Below are 14,645 nucleotides of genomic sequence, written 5' to 3' on the forward strand. Positions count from 1 at the left end.
GGGCCTCACCGGGAGGCGAACCGGTAGCCGAAGCCGCGCACGGTGTGGATGTGGCGGGGCTCGCGCGGCGGTTCGCCCAGCTTGGCGCGCAGTCGCTTGACGCAGGCGTCCACCAGGCGCGCGTCGCCGTGGTAGCTGTGCTGCCAGACCGCCTCGAGGAGTTGCTGGCGGCTGAACACCTGGCCGGGCGAGGCCGACAGGGTCAGCAGCAGTCGCAGTTCGGAGGGGGCGAGGGCGACCGGCTCCCCCTGCCAGGTGACCGAGAGTCCGGCCCGGTCGACGGCCAGGTCGCCGTAGGTGTCGATCTTCGGTATGCCGCCGTCGGCGGGCGCGCCGGCCGCCCGGCGCAGGACGGCGCGGATCCGGGCCTGGAGCACCCGGGCCGGCACGGGCTTGACCACGTAGTCGTCGGCGCCGGCCTCCAGACCGACAACGATGTCCTCGTCGTCGCCCCGAGCGGTCGCCATGATGATCGGCAGCGTCTGGTCCAGGTCACGCATCCTGCGGCAGACGTCCAGGCCCGTCATGCCGGGCAGCATCAGGTCCAGCACCACGACGTCGGGCCGGAAGGACCGCAGCCGGTCCAGGCCGTCCTCCCCGGTCTCGGCGGCGGCGACCTCGTGGCCCTGACGGCGCAGCGCGAGGGCGACGCCGTCCCGCACGGCGCGGTCGTCCTCGATCAGCAGAACTCGTGACATGTGCTCAGTATCGGTACGCCCTCGGCCCGTTCGGAGGACTGTTACCGGATGATCACATGAAACGGAACCGGCCGGGTCGTTACTCTTTCGTTATCGACTGGGCCAGATCCGATCACATGGCGATCACATTCTGAACAACCATGACCGCGCACAAAGCAATTCCTCCCTCCGCCCGTCGCCGTCGGAGCGGCCCCGCGCACGCCTCCGGCCGACGCGTGCGGAAGGGTTCGGTGTGGGGCGGGACGGCCGCACTGGCCGTGCTGGGCGCCGCCGGTCTCGCGGCCGTGGGCTGGACGTCCGCCGACGCGGACGGGGCCTCGGCCGAGGGCCGCGCCACCGTGTCCGCCGAGCCGGGCGGATCCGGGGAGTCCGGTCCCGCGCCCACCGGGCCGGCGGCCGGCTCCGGAGCCGCGGCAGGCACATCGGGCAGCCCGTCGTCCGGTCGGTCCACCGGCCCGTCCGGCAGTACGTCCGGCAGCGCCTCAGGCGGTGCGTCCGGCGGTGCGTCGGCCAACGCATCCGGCGGCGCGACCGCCGGGCCGTCCGCGTCGGACATCCCGGCCTCGGGCCCGGGCACCTTCACCACCGCCTCCGGCTCGAGCGCCAAGGTGGGCAAGGGCACGGCCCTGCGCTACCGGGTCGACGTCGAGGACGGCCTCTCCCTGTCCGCGGCGGTCGTGGCCCGGCAGGTGGAGATCATCCTGGGCGACCGGCGCGGCTGGACGGCGGACGGCCGCTCGGCGTTCCAGCGGGTCTCCGGCGGGACCACCGACTTCGTCGTACGGGTCGCGACACCCGGCACCGTCGACAAGATCTGCGGGGAGTACGGACTGGACACCGGCGGCGAGGTCAACTGCAACGTGGCCGACAACGTCATGGTCAACCTCAAGCGCTGGCTGCTGGCCACCCCCGTCTACGCCAAGGACGTCACGGCCTATCGCGCGCTGATCGTCAACCACGAGGTGGGCCACTTCCTCGGCCACGGCCACGTCGGCTGTCCCGGTCCGGGCAAGCCCGCCCCGGCGATGATGCAGCAGATCAAGGGCCTGGACGGCTGTGTCCCCAACGTCTGGCCGTACGACGACCGGGGACGGCTCGTCACCGGTCCCGCCGTCGCCTGAACCGGCCTGTCACCGCTGGTAGCGCGCCAGCACCAGGTTGCCGTCCTCCTCGAGCCGCTCGCGCAGTTCACCGAGACCGATCGACCCGCTGTAGTACTCCTGGAACGCGGGGGTGGCGACCTTGTCCTTCCACTCGGCATAGCCCCGGACGGACTGGGCGGGCGCCGGGCGCAGGTGTTCGGCGAGGGCGGTGCCGGTCGCCCAGTCGTCCTTCGTCGTGTGCAGGGCGGGGTCGGCGAGGGCCTGGGTGCCGGTCGGCAGCATCCAGTCGCCCAGCGCGAGGCGCACCATGTTCTTCGGCCGGAGCAGGAAGTCGATGAACGCCGCCGCCTCCTTCTTGTGCGGGCTGTCCTCGGCGACGGACAGCGTCTGCGGGCTGACCCCCTGGGCGAGACCGTCGGCGCCCGCCGGGGCGGGCAGCACCTGCCAGTCGAACCCCTCGGGTGCCTGCTGCACGATCTGCTGACGGTAGGAGAAGCCGAGCGGGACCATCGCGTACCGGCCGCCGAAGAACCCCGGCAGGGTGTCCGAGCCGCCGCTGCCCAGCGTCGTGGGCGAGGCGCTGCGGTCGGTGTCGACCTGGTCGTGGACGGTGCGCGGTACGACCTCGTCGCCGGCCTCGAAGCGGACGGTGACCTTTCCGTCCGCTCCCCGGTGGAAGAGGTGCCCGCCCGCCGACAGGGAGAGGTTGAGGGTGGCGGAGACGGGCTCCTTCAGCGGCCAGGCCACGCCGTACCTGCCGTCGCCGCTGAGCCGCTCCGTGATCTGCCGGAACTCCGCCCAGCTCCAGGGGTGTTCGGGGGTCGGGATCCGGACCCGGGAGCGCTTCAGCCAGGTCGCGTTCGCGACGAGGACGCGCGGCTCCTGGAGGAACGGCACGCCGTAGACGCCGTCGCCGAAGGTCGTCGTCTCCCAACTGCGGTGCGGGATGTCCGACGTGAGGCGGGCGGGCAGCAGTCCGGTCAGGTCGGCGAGGTAGCCCCCGTAGGCGAAGTCGGCGAGGTCGTCGGAGGCGTCGTGGATGATGTCAGGGGCCTCACCGCCCTCGAAGGAGGTGAGCAGCTGGTCGTGGACGCTCGACCAACTCCCCTGTACGTACTCGACCTTGACGTCGGAGTGGGTGGCGTTCCACTCCTTCACCAGATCCTTGTTGGCCTGGACGGACTCCTCCTGCCAGGCCAGCGACTGGAAGCGGAGGGTGACGGAGCCGTCGTCGTCCCCGCCGTCGGCACTACAGCCCGCGAGGAGCAGCAGGGCGGCCACGATCAGCGCTCCGGTCCGCATCAGCTCTTCACCGCCCCGGCGAGCATGCCGCCCGTGATCCGGCGCTGGACGAGCGCGAAGACGGCCAGCGAGGGGAGGGTGGCGAGGAAGGCGGCGGCGGCCAGGGGGCCCAGGTCGGCGACGCCCTCCGTGCCGATGAAGTGGGTCAGGACGACCGGCAGGGTCTGTTTCTCCGGGGACTTCAGCAACACCAGCGCGAAGAAGAACTCGTTCCACGCCGTGACGAACGCGAACAGCCCCGTCGCCACGATCCCGGGAGCGAGCAGCGGCGCCGTCACCGAGACCAGCGTCCGCAGCCGCCCGGCGCCGTCGAGCGCGGCCGCCTCCTCCAGCTCGGCGGGGACGGCCCGGACGTATCCGACGAGCATCCACAGCGCGAAGGGCAGCGCCCACACCACGTACACCATCACCAGCCCCGGTACGGAGTCGATCAGCCGCAGGTTCTTCAGCACCAGGAACAGCGGGATGATCACCAGCACGAACGGGAAGGCCTGGCTGACCACCACCCACCCGGACGCGGCCCGCGCGAGCAGGGTGCGCTGCCGGGCCATGACGTACGCCATCGGGGTGGCGAGGACCACGGCGATGGCGGCGGCGCTCGCCGCGGCGATCAGGGAGTTGAACGCGGCGTGCAGCAGGGGCGGGGAGGACGAGGAACCACGCGCCGTGGCCCGTGGTGCCGCGCGGCGGGCCGGTGCCGGACGCGCGTCGGACGGTCCGTCTCTTCTCGGTCGCCAACGACACCGGATCGGCCCCCTTCCCGCGGCTGTGACGGGCCCCGCCATGGTCGTGAAGGTGCTGTACCCCGTCAAGAGACCATGCGCACGGCCCGACCTGTGCGAATGCGACACTGGCCGTCGGATGGCCGGATCGCGACGTCGTCCGGCAGGGCCGGACGGCGCACCACACGGAGGCGGACGATGGACGAGGCACGGGCGCGGGACGTACTCGGCGCGGCGGGCGTGCTGCCGGGCCCGGTGGCGGACGCGCGGCTCCTCGCCCTGGGCGAGAACGCGGTGTTCGCCGCAGGTGACCTGGTGGTGAAGGTGGGCCGTGACGCCGAACTCCTCGACCGGGCCCGGCGCGAGCTGGAGGTCGCCGCCTGGCTCGCCGGGGCGGGCGTCCCGGCGGTGCGGGCCGCCGAGCCGGAGCCGCTGCTCGTCGAGGGGCATCCGGTGACGCTGTGGCACCGGCTGCCCGACCCCGTGCGCCCCGCCGAGCCACGGGATCTGGCCGAACTCCTGCGTCTCGTGCACGCCCTGCCCTCCCCCGGCTTCGGCCTGCCCGCGCGTGATCTGCTCTCGGGGGTCGAGCGCTGGCTGCGGCTCGCGGGCGACGCGATCGACCCGGCGGACGCGGCGTATCTGCGCGAGCGCCGGGACGGCTTCGCCACGGCCGCCGCCGCGCTCACCCCGCACCTGCCGCCCGGCCCGATCCACGGCGACGCGCTGCCCCGCAATGTGCACATCGGGCCCGACGGTCCGGTCCTGGTCGACCTGGAGACCGTCTCGGCCGATCTGCGCGAGCACGACCTGGTGGTCATGGCGCTCTCCCGCGACCGGTACGGGCTGCCCGCCGAGGCCTACGACGCCTTCACCGGGGCCTACGGCTGGGACGTGCGGGAGTGGGCGGGCTGCACGGTCCTGCGGGGCGCCCGCGAGACCGCCAGCTGCGCCTGGGTCGCCCAGCACGCGCCCGCCGACCCCAAGGCGCTGGCGGAGTTCCGGCGCCGGGTGGCCTCGCTGCGGGACGGGGACGAGGCGGTGCGGTGGTATCCGTTCTGATCCGGGTGCTGCGGGCGTGGCGGGCCGCCGCCCGGCTCGGGAAAGCAGCCGACGAACCCCTGTCCGACGAATCCATGTCCGAAGGGTCCCCGCCCGGCAGATCCCCGTCCGGCAGGCCCCCGTCCGGCGGCCGGTGAAGGCGGCGATCGGGTCGGGGTCGCGGGAGCGTCAGACGGTCTTCTCCGCCGGCTCCCGCACCGGCCAGGCGCCGTCGATCACCGCGTCCGCGTCCCCCTTGCGGCGCAGGAAGCTCTGGAAGTCCGCCGCCCACTCGGCGTACCACTCGATCTGGCGGCGGTGCAGCTCCGCCGGGCCGAGGGCCGCGACCTTGGGGTGGCGGCCGGCTATCGCCCGCGCGAGGCGGGCCGCCGCGAGGGCGTCGGCCGAGGCGTCGTGCGCGGAGTCGAGGAGGACGCCGTACTCGGCGCAGACCGCCTCGAGGTTGCGCTTGCCGCGCCGGTAGCGGTCGACCGAGCGGTCGATGGTGTACGGGTCGACGACCGGCGCCGGGTCCAGGCCGCCCAGGCGGTCGCGCAGCGAGGGCAGGCCGTGGCGCCGCAGTTCGGCGGAGAGCAGGGTCAGGTCGAAGGCGGCGTTGTAGGCGACGACGGGGACGCCGGTGCGCCAGTAGCCCGCGAGGACGTCGGCTATCGCGTCCGCGACCCGGTCGGCGGGGGCGCCTTCGCCGACGGCCCGCTCGTTGCTGATCCCGTGCACCGCGACGGCGTCCGCCGGGATCTCCACGCCCGGGTCCGCCAGCCACTCGCGGTGTCCCAGGACCTGCCCGTCCCTGACCTCGATCACGGCTGCCGTGACGATGCGCGCCTCGCGCGGGTCCGTCCCGGTCGTCTCCAGGTCGAAGCCGACAAGCAGCTCCCGGTACCAGGCCATGGTGGCCCCCCTTCTTGGTGGTGCTTCCCCCAGTGGTCTCCACCCTCGCATGCACCACTGACAATCAGAGGATCGCGTTCCGCTTGCCCTCCCGCCCAAACGGATAATTCAGGACACCGGCCGCGAGTCCGCCCAGGCCAGCTCGAACTCCTCGCGGTATGCGGAGAAAAGTCCGCCGTCGTCCGTCTCGCCCGACTTGACCACCCGGTTGCCGTTGCGCAGCACCAGCACCGGCGCCTCCATGCCGCGCATCCGCCGCAGATAAGACTGGATCACCGCGATGCCGTCGGTGCCGTCGCCGTCGACCAGGTAGGCGGTGAAGCGGGGCGTCTCGTCGTACACCTGGATCTGGAAGGCGCCCGGGTCGCGCAGCCGGGCGCGGACCCGGCGCATGTGCAGGATGTTCATCTCCACCGCCCGGCTCAACTCGCCCCGTTTCATCCCGAGTTCGCGCTCGCGGCGCTTGACCGCGCTGGAGGCCGGGTTGAGGAAGAGCAGCCGGACGCGGGCGCCGGCCTCGGCGAGGCGGACCAGGCGGCGGCCGGAGAAGTTCTGCACGAGCAGGTTGAGGCCGATACCGATGGCGTCGAGGCGGCGGGCGCCGTCGAAGATGTCCTCGGCGGGGAACTGGCGCAGCAGCCGCACCCGGTCGGAGTGGACGGCGACCACGTCCGCGTACCGGTCGCCGACGAGCTCCTCCACGGCGTCGACGCGCAGCCGGCGCGCCGAGGGCACGTCGCCGCTGGTGCCGAGCATCTCCAGCAGGCGCGAGGAGGCCCGCTCGGCCTGGCCGAGGACGGCCTCGGACAGGGCCCGGTTGCGGGAGACGACGTTGCGGGTCACCTCCAGCTCGTCCAGGGCGAGTTCGACGTCCCGGCGGTCGTCGAAGTACGGCTCGAAGCACGGCCAGTGCTGCACCATCAGCTCGCGCAGCTGCGGCAGCGTGAGGAAGGAGATGACGTTGTCGTCGGCCGGGTCCAGCAAGTAGCCCTTGCGGCGGCTGACTTCGCGTACGGCGACCGCGCGCTGCACCCACTCCTGGCCGGCGGGTCCGGCCGCGGCGACCACCCACTCGTCGCCGTGGACGGGTTGGTAGATGGGCCGCAGGACGGCGGCCACGACGGCGCGCAGCCGCTGTTCCACGAGGTTCAGCCAGATGTAGGCCCGGCCGGCCCGCTGGGCGCGGGTGCGTACCTCGCGCCAGGCTTCGGCGTCCCAGTCCAGCTCCGGTCCGATGGCGTTCGTCTCCATCGGCCGGGCCAGGGACACCGTGCCGGGCGGGACGTCTGCGGAGCCGCCCTCGTGACCCTCGTCACCAGGGGGCAGCTCCAGCCCTCCCGAGCCCACCCGCGCACCGCCTTCCGCTCCCCCGAGCATCCCCGTCCCAACGATCAAGGAAGGGTACTCCGGGAGCGGCGGGCGGTGCAGCCGGATGGACAGGTCGTTTCTCAACTACCGCTGTTCGACTGTCCGTTCTGTCCCGCCAGTGCGGACGGAGTGAGCGGATTCATAGCGGTGACGTCCCTGGGAACGAGCGAGAAGCCCTGCCAGTGGACCGGCATGGGCTGCTGGTCCTCGTCCCGGGCGATGTGGTGGAAGCCCACGTTCACCCAGGTCACGGGGTGGGTGAGGGTCTGTCCGTTCACCCACTTGTCGACGGAGGTGCCGTGCAGGGGGCTGCCGCAGTCGCGGACGTTGTTGCTGGCGTACTGCTCGCACTGGTTGTACTGGGTGAAGTAGACGTCGTGCTGGGTGAACTTGCGCCCCGAGTACTTGGTGGTGGCGCCGGGGACGAGCTCGTAGGAGCGGGCGTGGCCGTCCTTGTTCTTGCCGGTCGCGCTGACCATCCGCCACCAGCGCATGTTCTGGGCGTCGCCCGCGAGCTCCTTGGTGACGGCCGTGCGGGTGGTCTTGGCGGTCGGACCCTGCTGGCCGCCCGCGGGCGGGCTGACCACCGAGTCGTACTGCTCCACCTTGGTGGCCGAGGAGCCGTCGAGGCCGAAGTCGAGCCGCCAGAAGACGTTGTGGCTGTGACTGGTGGCGTAGCTCTTGGCGCCCTTGCCTATCGGCCAGCCGCGGCCGTCACCGGCGTCGTAGTCGAAGGGCGAGAGGCTGCCGGTGGCGCCGACGTTCATGTTGACGGCGCCGTCGTCGGAGAAGCGCCACTCGGTGATGTACTCGTACCAGCCGACCTTGTTGACGGTGTAGATCAGCAGGTCCTTGCCCTGGGCCTGGAAGACCTTGTTGCCGTCGGACTGCATGCGGTAGGCGTGGCCGCGCGAACGGGTGGTGGTGCACAGGCCCTTGACGTTCGGGTTGTCGGAGAAGGACTCCGGGACCTTCACCGTCCTGATGGTGCCGCCGGGGCATTCGGCGGGTGCCATGTTGACCAGGCCCGAGCCGAAGTTGTAGTCGGTGATGTCGTTGTACTCGTTCTTGCCGTCGTCGTACGGCACATGGATCTGGGCGATCTTGGCGCTGTTGAGGACCCTGATCGGCTTGGCCTCGCCGGGCGGCTGGTAGGAGATCTTCTCCAGGACCAGGCCGGACTTGGCCTCGAAGCGCCAGCACATGCGCCAGGTCGTGCCGGTGGCGAGCTTCTGTTCGATGCGGTAGGCGGCGCTGCAGTCGGCGGCCGCCGCGGGGGCCGCCTTGGGCTGGGCGACGGCCGGGCCGGCCCCCGCCGTCGCGCCGGCGGCCAGCGCGGCCACACAGAGGCCGACGGCCGCCCCCTTGTGGACACGGCCGGTGCCCTGCGGCCGGAGGCCGCCGATCAGATTCGGAACACGCATGAGGACATGACTCCCTGTGCCTCCCGCTCCGGAAGGCAGGTCGGAAACGGACGTGGAGGTGGGCCTGCTACGGATTCAGCCGGTGAGCCGGGCGACCTTGCGGGTGCTGAGGTCGATCACCAGGGACCGGGCGTCGATCCACGGGCCGTTCTTGACCTTCGGCAGCAGCCGGACGCAGCGGTGTTCGCCGCACTTGTCGAGGACGGCCGGTTCGGCGCCCGGCACCGCCCGGTAGATCATGGCGGCGATCTGAAGCTGGTCCGGGGAGCCGAGCTCCTTGCCGGTGGCGTCCTTGAAGTCGGCCTTCAGGCCCGCGCCGAGCGGGTCGGCGATCAGCAGGCTCGCGGCCTCGTTCTGCTCGGCGGCGCTGAGCGGCGGCTGCACTCCGTGCTGGGTGCCGGTGCCCTCGACCTTGCCGGTGTCGAGGTTGACGGTCTTGGTGACGAGCGCGTCGTCCTTGTAGTCGTAGAACGACACCACCGCGCGCCGGGGCGCGTCGGGGTCGTCCACCTCGTCGGCGGCGGGCTCGGCGAGATCCACGCCGAGGCGCTGCGGACCGCGGTCGCCGTCCACGTCCTCACTGGCGTTGAACTGCTGCCGGCTGAGCGCGATCTTCTCGACCCGCGTGATCTCGTCGTCGGTGAGCGGGTCGCGGCCCTTGCCCTTCGTGCCCTCGGCGGGCGCGTCCTCGACGACACCGGGCTGTACCGCGGCCGCCGTGTCCCCCTGTTGCCCCTGCTGTCCGGCCGCCTGCCCGGTGCTCTGTCCGCTCTTGCCGCCTCCTGTGTCGTCCGCCCCCGCCGTGCCCGGCAGGGTGATCCCCACCATCACGGCCGTCGCGGCCACCGCGATGGCCGTACCCGCCACCACCTTGCCCAGGTGGCGACGCACTGTCGTGCGCACAAATTCCCCCTACTCCCCCTGTTGCCCGGGAGTACGTTTCTGCCCCACTGGTTCGGCACAGGACGTGGGTCACCTGTCGTCCCGTGCACTGGTCGTCGGGTAAGAGGGGCGTAAGTCACAGGTGGTTCCCTCACTTTCCTGGAGACTCGACGTCAAGGCGCCCCCGACGGGGCGAGACACCTGAAAGAGTCGAGTCCATGCAGGTCTGGCCTGGAGAGGCGTATCCCCTCGGTGCCACGTACGACGGCGCCGGCACGAACTTCGCGGTCTTCACGGAGGCCGCGGACCGAGTAGAGCTGTGTCTGCTGCACGACGACGGCTCGGAGACGGCGGTGGAACTGCGCGAGAGCGACGCGTTCGTCCGGCACGCGTACCTGCCGGGCGTCATGCCCGGACAGCGGTACGGATTTCGGATGCACGGCCCCTACGAACCCGCGCGCGGGCAGCGCTGCAACTCGGCGAAGCTGCTGCTCGACCCGTACGCGAAGGCGATCAGCGGTGCGGTCCGGTGGGGCGAGGAGGTGTACGGCTACCACTTCGACGCCCCCGAGCGGCGCAACGACCTCGACTCGGCTCCCCACACCATGACGTCGGTCGTGGTCAACCCCTACTTCGACTGGGGCGACGACCGCAGGCCGCGTACCGAGTACCACCACACGGTGATCTACGAGGCCCATGTGAAGGGCCTGACGATGCGCCACCCGGGGCTGCCGGAGGAGCTGCGCGGGACCTACGCGGCGCTCGCTCACCCGGCGATCATCGAACATCTGACGGAGCTGGGGGTGACGGCCCTGGAGCTGATGCCGGTACACCAGTTCGTCAACGACCACCGGCTGGTCGACATGGGCCTGAACAACTACTGGGGCTACAACACGATCGGATTCTTCGCCCCGCACAACGCGTACGCCTCCTGGGGCGACCGCGGTCAGCAGGTCCTGGAGTTCAAGTCGGCGGTGCGGGCGCTGCACGAGGCGGGGATCGAGGTCATCCTCGACGTGGTCTACAACCACACCGCCGAGGGCAACCACCTGGGCCCGACGCTGTCCTTCCGGGGCATCGACAACCCGTCGTACTACCGGCTGACGGACGACCCCCGCTACTACATGGACACCACGGGCACCGGCAACTCGCTGCTCATGCGGTCCCCGCACGTTCTCCAGATGATCATGGACTCGTTGCGGTACTGGGTGCTGGAGATGCACGTCGACGGGTTCCGTTTCGACCTCGCGGCGACGCTGGCCCGTCAGTTCCACGAGGTGGACCGGCTGTCGTCGTTCTTCGACCTGGTCCAGCAGGATCCGGTGGTGTCCCAGGTGAAGCTGATCGCGGAGCCGTGGGACGTGGGCGAGGGCGGCTACCAGGTGGGGAACTTCCCGCCGCTGTGGACCGAGTGGAACGGCAAGTACCGGGACACCGTGCGGGACGTGTGGCGGGGCGAGCCACGCGCGGTGGGCGAGTTCGCCTCCCGGCTGACCGGCTCCTCCGACCTCTACCAGGACGACGGCCGGCGCCCCCTGGCCTCCATCAACTTCGTGACCTGCCACGACGGGTTCACCCTGCACGACCTGGTGTCCTACAACAACAAACACAACCAGGCCAACGGGGAGGACAACCGGGACGGCGAGAGCCACAACCGGTCCTGGAACTGCGGCGCGGAGGGCGCGACCGAGGACCCCGGGGTGCTGGAGCTGCGGGCCCGGCAGATGCGGAACTTCCTCGCCACGCTGATGCTGTCCCAGGGCGTCCCCATGATCAGCCACGGGGACGAGTTCGGACGCACCCAGAAGGGCAACAACAACGCCTACTGCCAGGACAGCGAGCTGGCGTGGGTCCAGTGGCCCGAGGAGGGCAGCGAGCTGCTGGACTTCACGCGCGCGCTGGTGTGGCTGCGCAAGGAGCATCCCGTCTTCCGGCGGCGCCGCTTCTTCCACGGCCGGCCGGTGGAGGGCACCCACGACGAGCTGTCGGACATCGCCTGGTTCACCCCCGAGGGCAAGGAGATGGCGCCGCGGGACTGGGACCGGGCCCAGGCGTCCGCGCTGTCGGTGTTCCTCAACGGCAACGCGATCTCCGAGCCGGGCGCGCGCGGTGAACGGATCACCGACGACTCCTTCCTGCTGATGTTCAACGCCTCCGCCAAGCCGATGGAGTTCGTGGTGCCGGTCGACCACGGGCGGCAGTGGCAGGTGGTCGTGGACACCGGGAACCCGGAGGCGCCGGCGCCGGACGCGGGCCCGAAGGTGCAGGCCGGGGCCCGGCTGACGCTGCTCGACCGGAGCATGACGGTGCTCCAGCGGCCGACCTAGCCGATCCGAGGGGACACGGGAGCGACCCGCCTGGAGGGGTGATGTGACACGAAACGCGGCGGGACGGGTACGTAGGTTGTCATGACCCCTGAGCGACGTGACGCCTCCGTTCCCGTGCCGCCCACGGCGACCTACCGGTTGCAGCTCCAGCCCGAGTTCCCGTTCGAGGCGGCGACGGCGGCCGTGCCGTACCTGGCCTCGCTCGGCGTCTCGCATCTGCACCTGTCCCCCGTCCTGGAGGCCGTACCGGGCTCTCCGCACGGCTACGACGTCGTGGACCCCACGCGCGTGCGTGCGGAGCTGGGCGGGGAGGAGGGGCTGCGGGCGCTGGCGGGCACCGCGCGGGAGCACGGGCTCGGGCTGGTGGTGGACATCGTGCCGAACCACATGGCGATGGCGCCGCGTCACAACCGCGCCCTGTGGGAGGTGCTGCGGGAGGGTCCGAAATCGCCGTACGCGCGCTGGTTCGACATCGACTGGGAGGCGCAGGGCGGCCAGGTGCTGCTCCCGGTGCTCGGCGGTCCCGTCGGAGCGGAGCTGGCACAGCTGCGGGTGGACGGCGACGTCCTGCGCTACTACGACCACGTCCTCCCGCTGCGCGAGGGCACCGAGGGGCTGCCGCTGCCGCGGCTGCTGGACGCCCAGTGGTACCGGCCGGTGTGGTGGCGGCTGGCCCGCACCGAGCTGAACTACCGGCGCTTCTTCAGCATCTCCGAGCTCATCGGGGTGCGGGTGGAGGACCCGGAGGTGTTCGAGGCCACCCACGGCACGATCCTGCGCCTGCTGCACGAGGGCGTCGTCGACGGGCTGCGCGTGGACCACCCCGACGGCCTCGCCGACCCCGACGCCTACCTGGCGCGGCTGCACACGGCGAGCGGCGGCCGCTGGACGGTCGTCGAGAAGATCCTCGCCGACGGGGAGCGGCTGCCGGACTCCTGGCCCGTGGCCGGCACCACCGGCTACGACGCCCTGCGCCACGTCGACGGCCTCTTCACGGACGTCGAGGGGGCCGGGGAGCTGCTGGACGCCTACCGGCGCTTCGCGGCCCCGCAGACGGACCGGGGCGGCGACTGGGCGGCGACGGTGCGTCGGGCGGCGTACAAGGTGCTCACGCACGAGCTGGCGGCCGAGACGGAGCGGCTGACGCGGGCGGCCTCCCGGGTGTGCGCCGCGTCGGCCGACCCCGGCCTGCGCGACCGGGCGCCCTGGGCGCTGCGGACGGCGCTGGAGGAGCTGCTCGTGCGCATGGAGGTGTACCGCCCGTACACCTCGGGCGACCCGGCCGCCGTCGTCACCGAGGAGGCGGCCGCCGAGGCGCGGCAGGCGTTCGTGGTGCCGGAGGAGGCAGGCGCCGTGGACGTGGTGCGGGCCCTGGTGCTCGGCCGGGAGGGGCCGGCCGGGGCGGACTTCCGGGCGCGGTTCGCGCAGACGGCGTCGGCGCTGCGCGCCAAGTCGGTGGAGGACACGGCGTTCTACCGGTACGTGCCGCTGGCGTCGGCGAACGAGGTGGGCGGCGACCCGGGCGCCCCGGGGATGTCCCCGGCCGGCTTCCACGCCTACTGCACGCGCGTGCAGCGCGACTGGCCGGCCACCGGGACGGTCGTGTCGACGCACGACACCAAGCGCAGCGCCGACGTGCGCGCCGCGCTCGCCGTACTCACCGAGTGCCCGGGGCGCTGGGCGGACGTCCTCGCGGAGGTCACCCGCGCGGAGGAGGGCGTACCGGACGGACAACTGGCGTGGGCGGCCTGGCAGACGGTCTTCGGACTCGGCCCGGCGGCCCCGGAGCGCGTCCAGGAGGCGCTGCTCAAGCACGTGCGCGAGGCAGGCCTGTACACCAGCTGGACCGAGCAGGAGCCGGCGTACGAGGAGGCGGTGGCCGCGTTCGTGGCGGCGGGACCGTGCGGGGCGCCGGGCGAGCGGGTGGCCGCGCTGCGCGGCGCACTGGAGCCGTACATCCGTGCGAACGTGCTCGGTACGGCACTGGTGCATCTCACGATGCCCGGGGTGCCGGACGTCTACCAGGGCACGGAGAGCGAGTACCGGGCTCTGGTGGACCCGGACAACCGGCGCCCGGTGCGGTTCCCGCCGGAGGATCCCGGCGCCAAGGACACGGTGACCGCGGCCGCGCTGCGGCTGCGCCGGCGGCGGCCGGAGGTCTTCGGGGACGCCGCGGGGTACGAGCCGCTGCCCGCCGAGGGAGCGGCCGCGGCGCACTGTCTGGCGTTCGCGCGCTCCGGCCGGGTCGTCACGGCCGTGACCCGGCTGTCGCTGCGGCTGGCGGAGGCGGGCGGCTGGCGCGAGACCCGGCTGGCGCTGCCCCCGGGGACGTGGGTCGACGTCCTGGCTCCCGAGCGGGAGTTCACGGGCCACGCGCGCGTGGCGGACCTGTTCGAGCGGCTGCCGGTGGCACTGCTGGAGCGGGCGGAGTGAGGCTGCGGGTGATCTGATCTCCGGGCCCGGGGTTGATCTCCGGCGTTGACCTCCGGTGGTGATTCCCCTTGCCGAGCTCCGGTGCTGATCTCCGGCGTTGACAGGTGACGGTCGGGTGCATGTAATGGAGGCGGTGTCGCGTGACGCCGGTCAAAGAGCAGTGGGCCGGCCGGCGGTCGGGCGAACACCCTTCCTCGAGGGACACGCCATGAGTTCACGCTCCGCGCCCCGCAGCTGACCCAGCGCTGACGCACAGCGGCTTCGCGCTTCCTGTTCCTTTCCGCGCAGGCGCGGCGCGCTTCCTCCGCGAGCTTCCTCTGTGCGTTTCGTTGTGCGCTTTCGCTGTGCGTTTCCTGCCTTACGCCTTTCCCTCACCTTTCCCGGCACCTTCCTGCGTGCCGTGCGCCGAGTGCCGAGTGCCGTGCGCGCGCTC

Annotated in this window: 11 protein-coding genes; 4 read left to right on the plus strand and 7 right to left on the minus strand. The window is 72.1% G+C overall.

Going from position 1 to position 14,645, the window contains the following annotated elements:
• Positions 1–5: 5 nt before the first annotated feature.
• Positions 6–698 carry a response regulator transcription factor gene (locus ACFVYS_RS11375; protein WP_389501004.1) on the minus strand — a complete coding sequence of 231 codons (693 nt, stop codon included), beginning with the start codon at positions 696–698 and terminating at the stop codon, positions 6–8.
• 230 nt (positions 699–928) lie between these two features.
• Between ACFVYS_RS11375 and ACFVYS_RS11380 the strand changes: the two genes are divergently transcribed.
• On the plus strand, positions 929–1,819 hold the full coding sequence (locus tag ACFVYS_RS11380; protein WP_389501092.1) for a DUF3152 domain-containing protein: 891 nt from the start codon (positions 929–931) through the stop codon (positions 1,817–1,819).
• A 9-nt stretch (positions 1,820–1,828) separates the two neighbouring features.
• Here the strand turns inward: ACFVYS_RS11380 and ACFVYS_RS11385 are convergent, their stop codons facing one another.
• Both ACFVYS_RS11385 and ACFVYS_RS11390 read right to left on the minus strand, forming a co-directional pair.
• Positions 1,829–3,103, minus strand: coding sequence for an ABC transporter substrate-binding protein (locus tag ACFVYS_RS11385; RefSeq protein WP_389501006.1), 1,275 nt, complete (start codon positions 3,101–3,103; stop codon positions 1,829–1,831).
• Positions 3,103–3,888 carry a carbohydrate ABC transporter permease gene (locus tag ACFVYS_RS11390; protein WP_389501008.1) on the minus strand — a complete coding sequence of 262 codons (786 nt, stop codon included), beginning with the start codon at positions 3,886–3,888 and terminating at the stop codon, positions 3,103–3,105. The genes ACFVYS_RS11385 and ACFVYS_RS11390 overlap by 1 nt, the downstream gene beginning before the upstream one ends.
• A gap of 135 nt (positions 3,889–4,023) precedes the next feature.
• On the opposite strand from ACFVYS_RS11390, the gene ACFVYS_RS11395 reads away from it, so the two are divergent.
• Complete coding sequence (locus tag ACFVYS_RS11395; RefSeq protein WP_389501010.1) at positions 4,024–4,887, plus strand: phosphotransferase enzyme family protein; 864 nt, start codon at positions 4,024–4,026, stop codon at positions 4,885–4,887.
• A 168-nt stretch (positions 4,888–5,055) separates the two neighbouring features.
• Here the strand turns inward: ACFVYS_RS11395 and ACFVYS_RS11400 are convergent, their stop codons facing one another.
• The 4 genes from ACFVYS_RS11400 to ACFVYS_RS11415 form a co-directional block, all read right to left on the minus strand.
• Complete coding sequence (locus tag ACFVYS_RS11400; protein WP_389501012.1) at positions 5,056–5,778, minus strand: 3'-5' exonuclease; 723 nt, start codon at positions 5,776–5,778, stop codon at positions 5,056–5,058.
• 108 nt (positions 5,779–5,886) lie between these two features.
• Positions 5,887–7,155, minus strand: a complete 1,269-nt coding sequence (locus ACFVYS_RS11405) for an SAV2148 family HEPN domain-containing protein (RefSeq protein ID WP_389501094.1) — start codon at positions 7,153–7,155, stop codon at positions 5,887–5,889.
• Positions 7,156–7,226: 71 nt separating this feature from the next.
• On the minus strand, positions 7,227–8,570 hold the full coding sequence (locus ACFVYS_RS11410) for a copper amine oxidase (RefSeq protein ID WP_389501014.1): 1,344 nt from the start codon (positions 8,568–8,570) through the stop codon (positions 7,227–7,229).
• A 75-nt stretch (positions 8,571–8,645) separates the two neighbouring features.
• Positions 8,646–9,473: a Tat pathway signal sequence domain protein gene (locus ACFVYS_RS11415; protein ID WP_389501016.1), complete on the minus strand. Its 828-nt coding sequence runs from the start codon at positions 9,471–9,473 to the stop codon at positions 8,646–8,648.
• 197 nt (positions 9,474–9,670) lie between these two features.
• Here ACFVYS_RS11415 and glgX point away from each other — a divergent pair, with 197 nt between their 5' ends.
• Both glgX and treY read left to right on the plus strand, forming a co-directional pair.
• The gene (gene glgX / locus ACFVYS_RS11420; RefSeq protein WP_389501018.1) at positions 9,671–11,779 is read left to right on the plus strand and encodes a glycogen debranching protein GlgX; all 2,109 of its coding nucleotides are present in this window, start codon (positions 9,671–9,673) and stop codon (positions 11,777–11,779) included.
• 81 nt (positions 11,780–11,860) lie between these two features.
• Entirely contained in the window at positions 11,861–14,212 is a 2,352-nt protein-coding gene (gene treY / locus ACFVYS_RS11425; protein ID WP_389501020.1) for a malto-oligosyltrehalose synthase, read from the plus strand.
• Positions 14,213–14,645 lie beyond the last annotated feature (433 nt).

It is taken from the genome of Streptomyces sp. NPDC058295 (assembly GCF_042880655.1).
Lineage (GTDB): Bacteria > Actinomycetota > Actinomycetes > Streptomycetales > Streptomycetaceae > Streptomyces > Streptomyces coriariae.

Coding starts and splice junctions, on each gene's coding strand:
- ACFVYS_RS11375 (WP_389501004.1), bottom strand. CDS start 698: ATGTCACGAGTTCTGCTGATCGAGGACGACCGCGCCGTGCGGGACGGC.
- ACFVYS_RS11385 (WP_389501006.1), bottom strand. CDS start 3,103: ATGCGGACCGGAGCGCTGATCGTGGCCGCCCTGCTGCTCCTCGCGGGC.
- ACFVYS_RS11390 (WP_389501008.1), bottom strand. CDS start 3,888: ATGGCGGGGCCCGTCACAGCCGCGGGAAGGGGGCCGATCCGGTGTCGT.
- ACFVYS_RS11395 (WP_389501010.1), top strand. CDS start 4,024: ATGGACGAGGCACGGGCGCGGGACGTACTCGGCGCGGCGGGCGTGCTG.
- ACFVYS_RS11400 (WP_389501012.1), bottom strand. CDS start 5,778: ATGGCCTGGTACCGGGAGCTGCTTGTCGGCTTCGACCTGGAGACGACC.
- ACFVYS_RS11405 (WP_389501094.1), bottom strand. CDS start 7,155: ATGCTCGGGGGAGCGGAAGGCGGTGCGCGGGTGGGCTCGGGAGGGCTG.
- ACFVYS_RS11410 (WP_389501014.1), bottom strand. CDS start 8,570: ATGCGTGTTCCGAATCTGATCGGCGGCCTCCGGCCGCAGGGCACCGGC.
- glgX (WP_389501018.1), top strand. CDS start 9,671: ATGCAGGTCTGGCCTGGAGAGGCGTATCCCCTCGGTGCCACGTACGAC.
- treY (WP_389501020.1), top strand. CDS start 11,861: ATGACCCCTGAGCGACGTGACGCCTCCGTTCCCGTGCCGCCCACGGCG.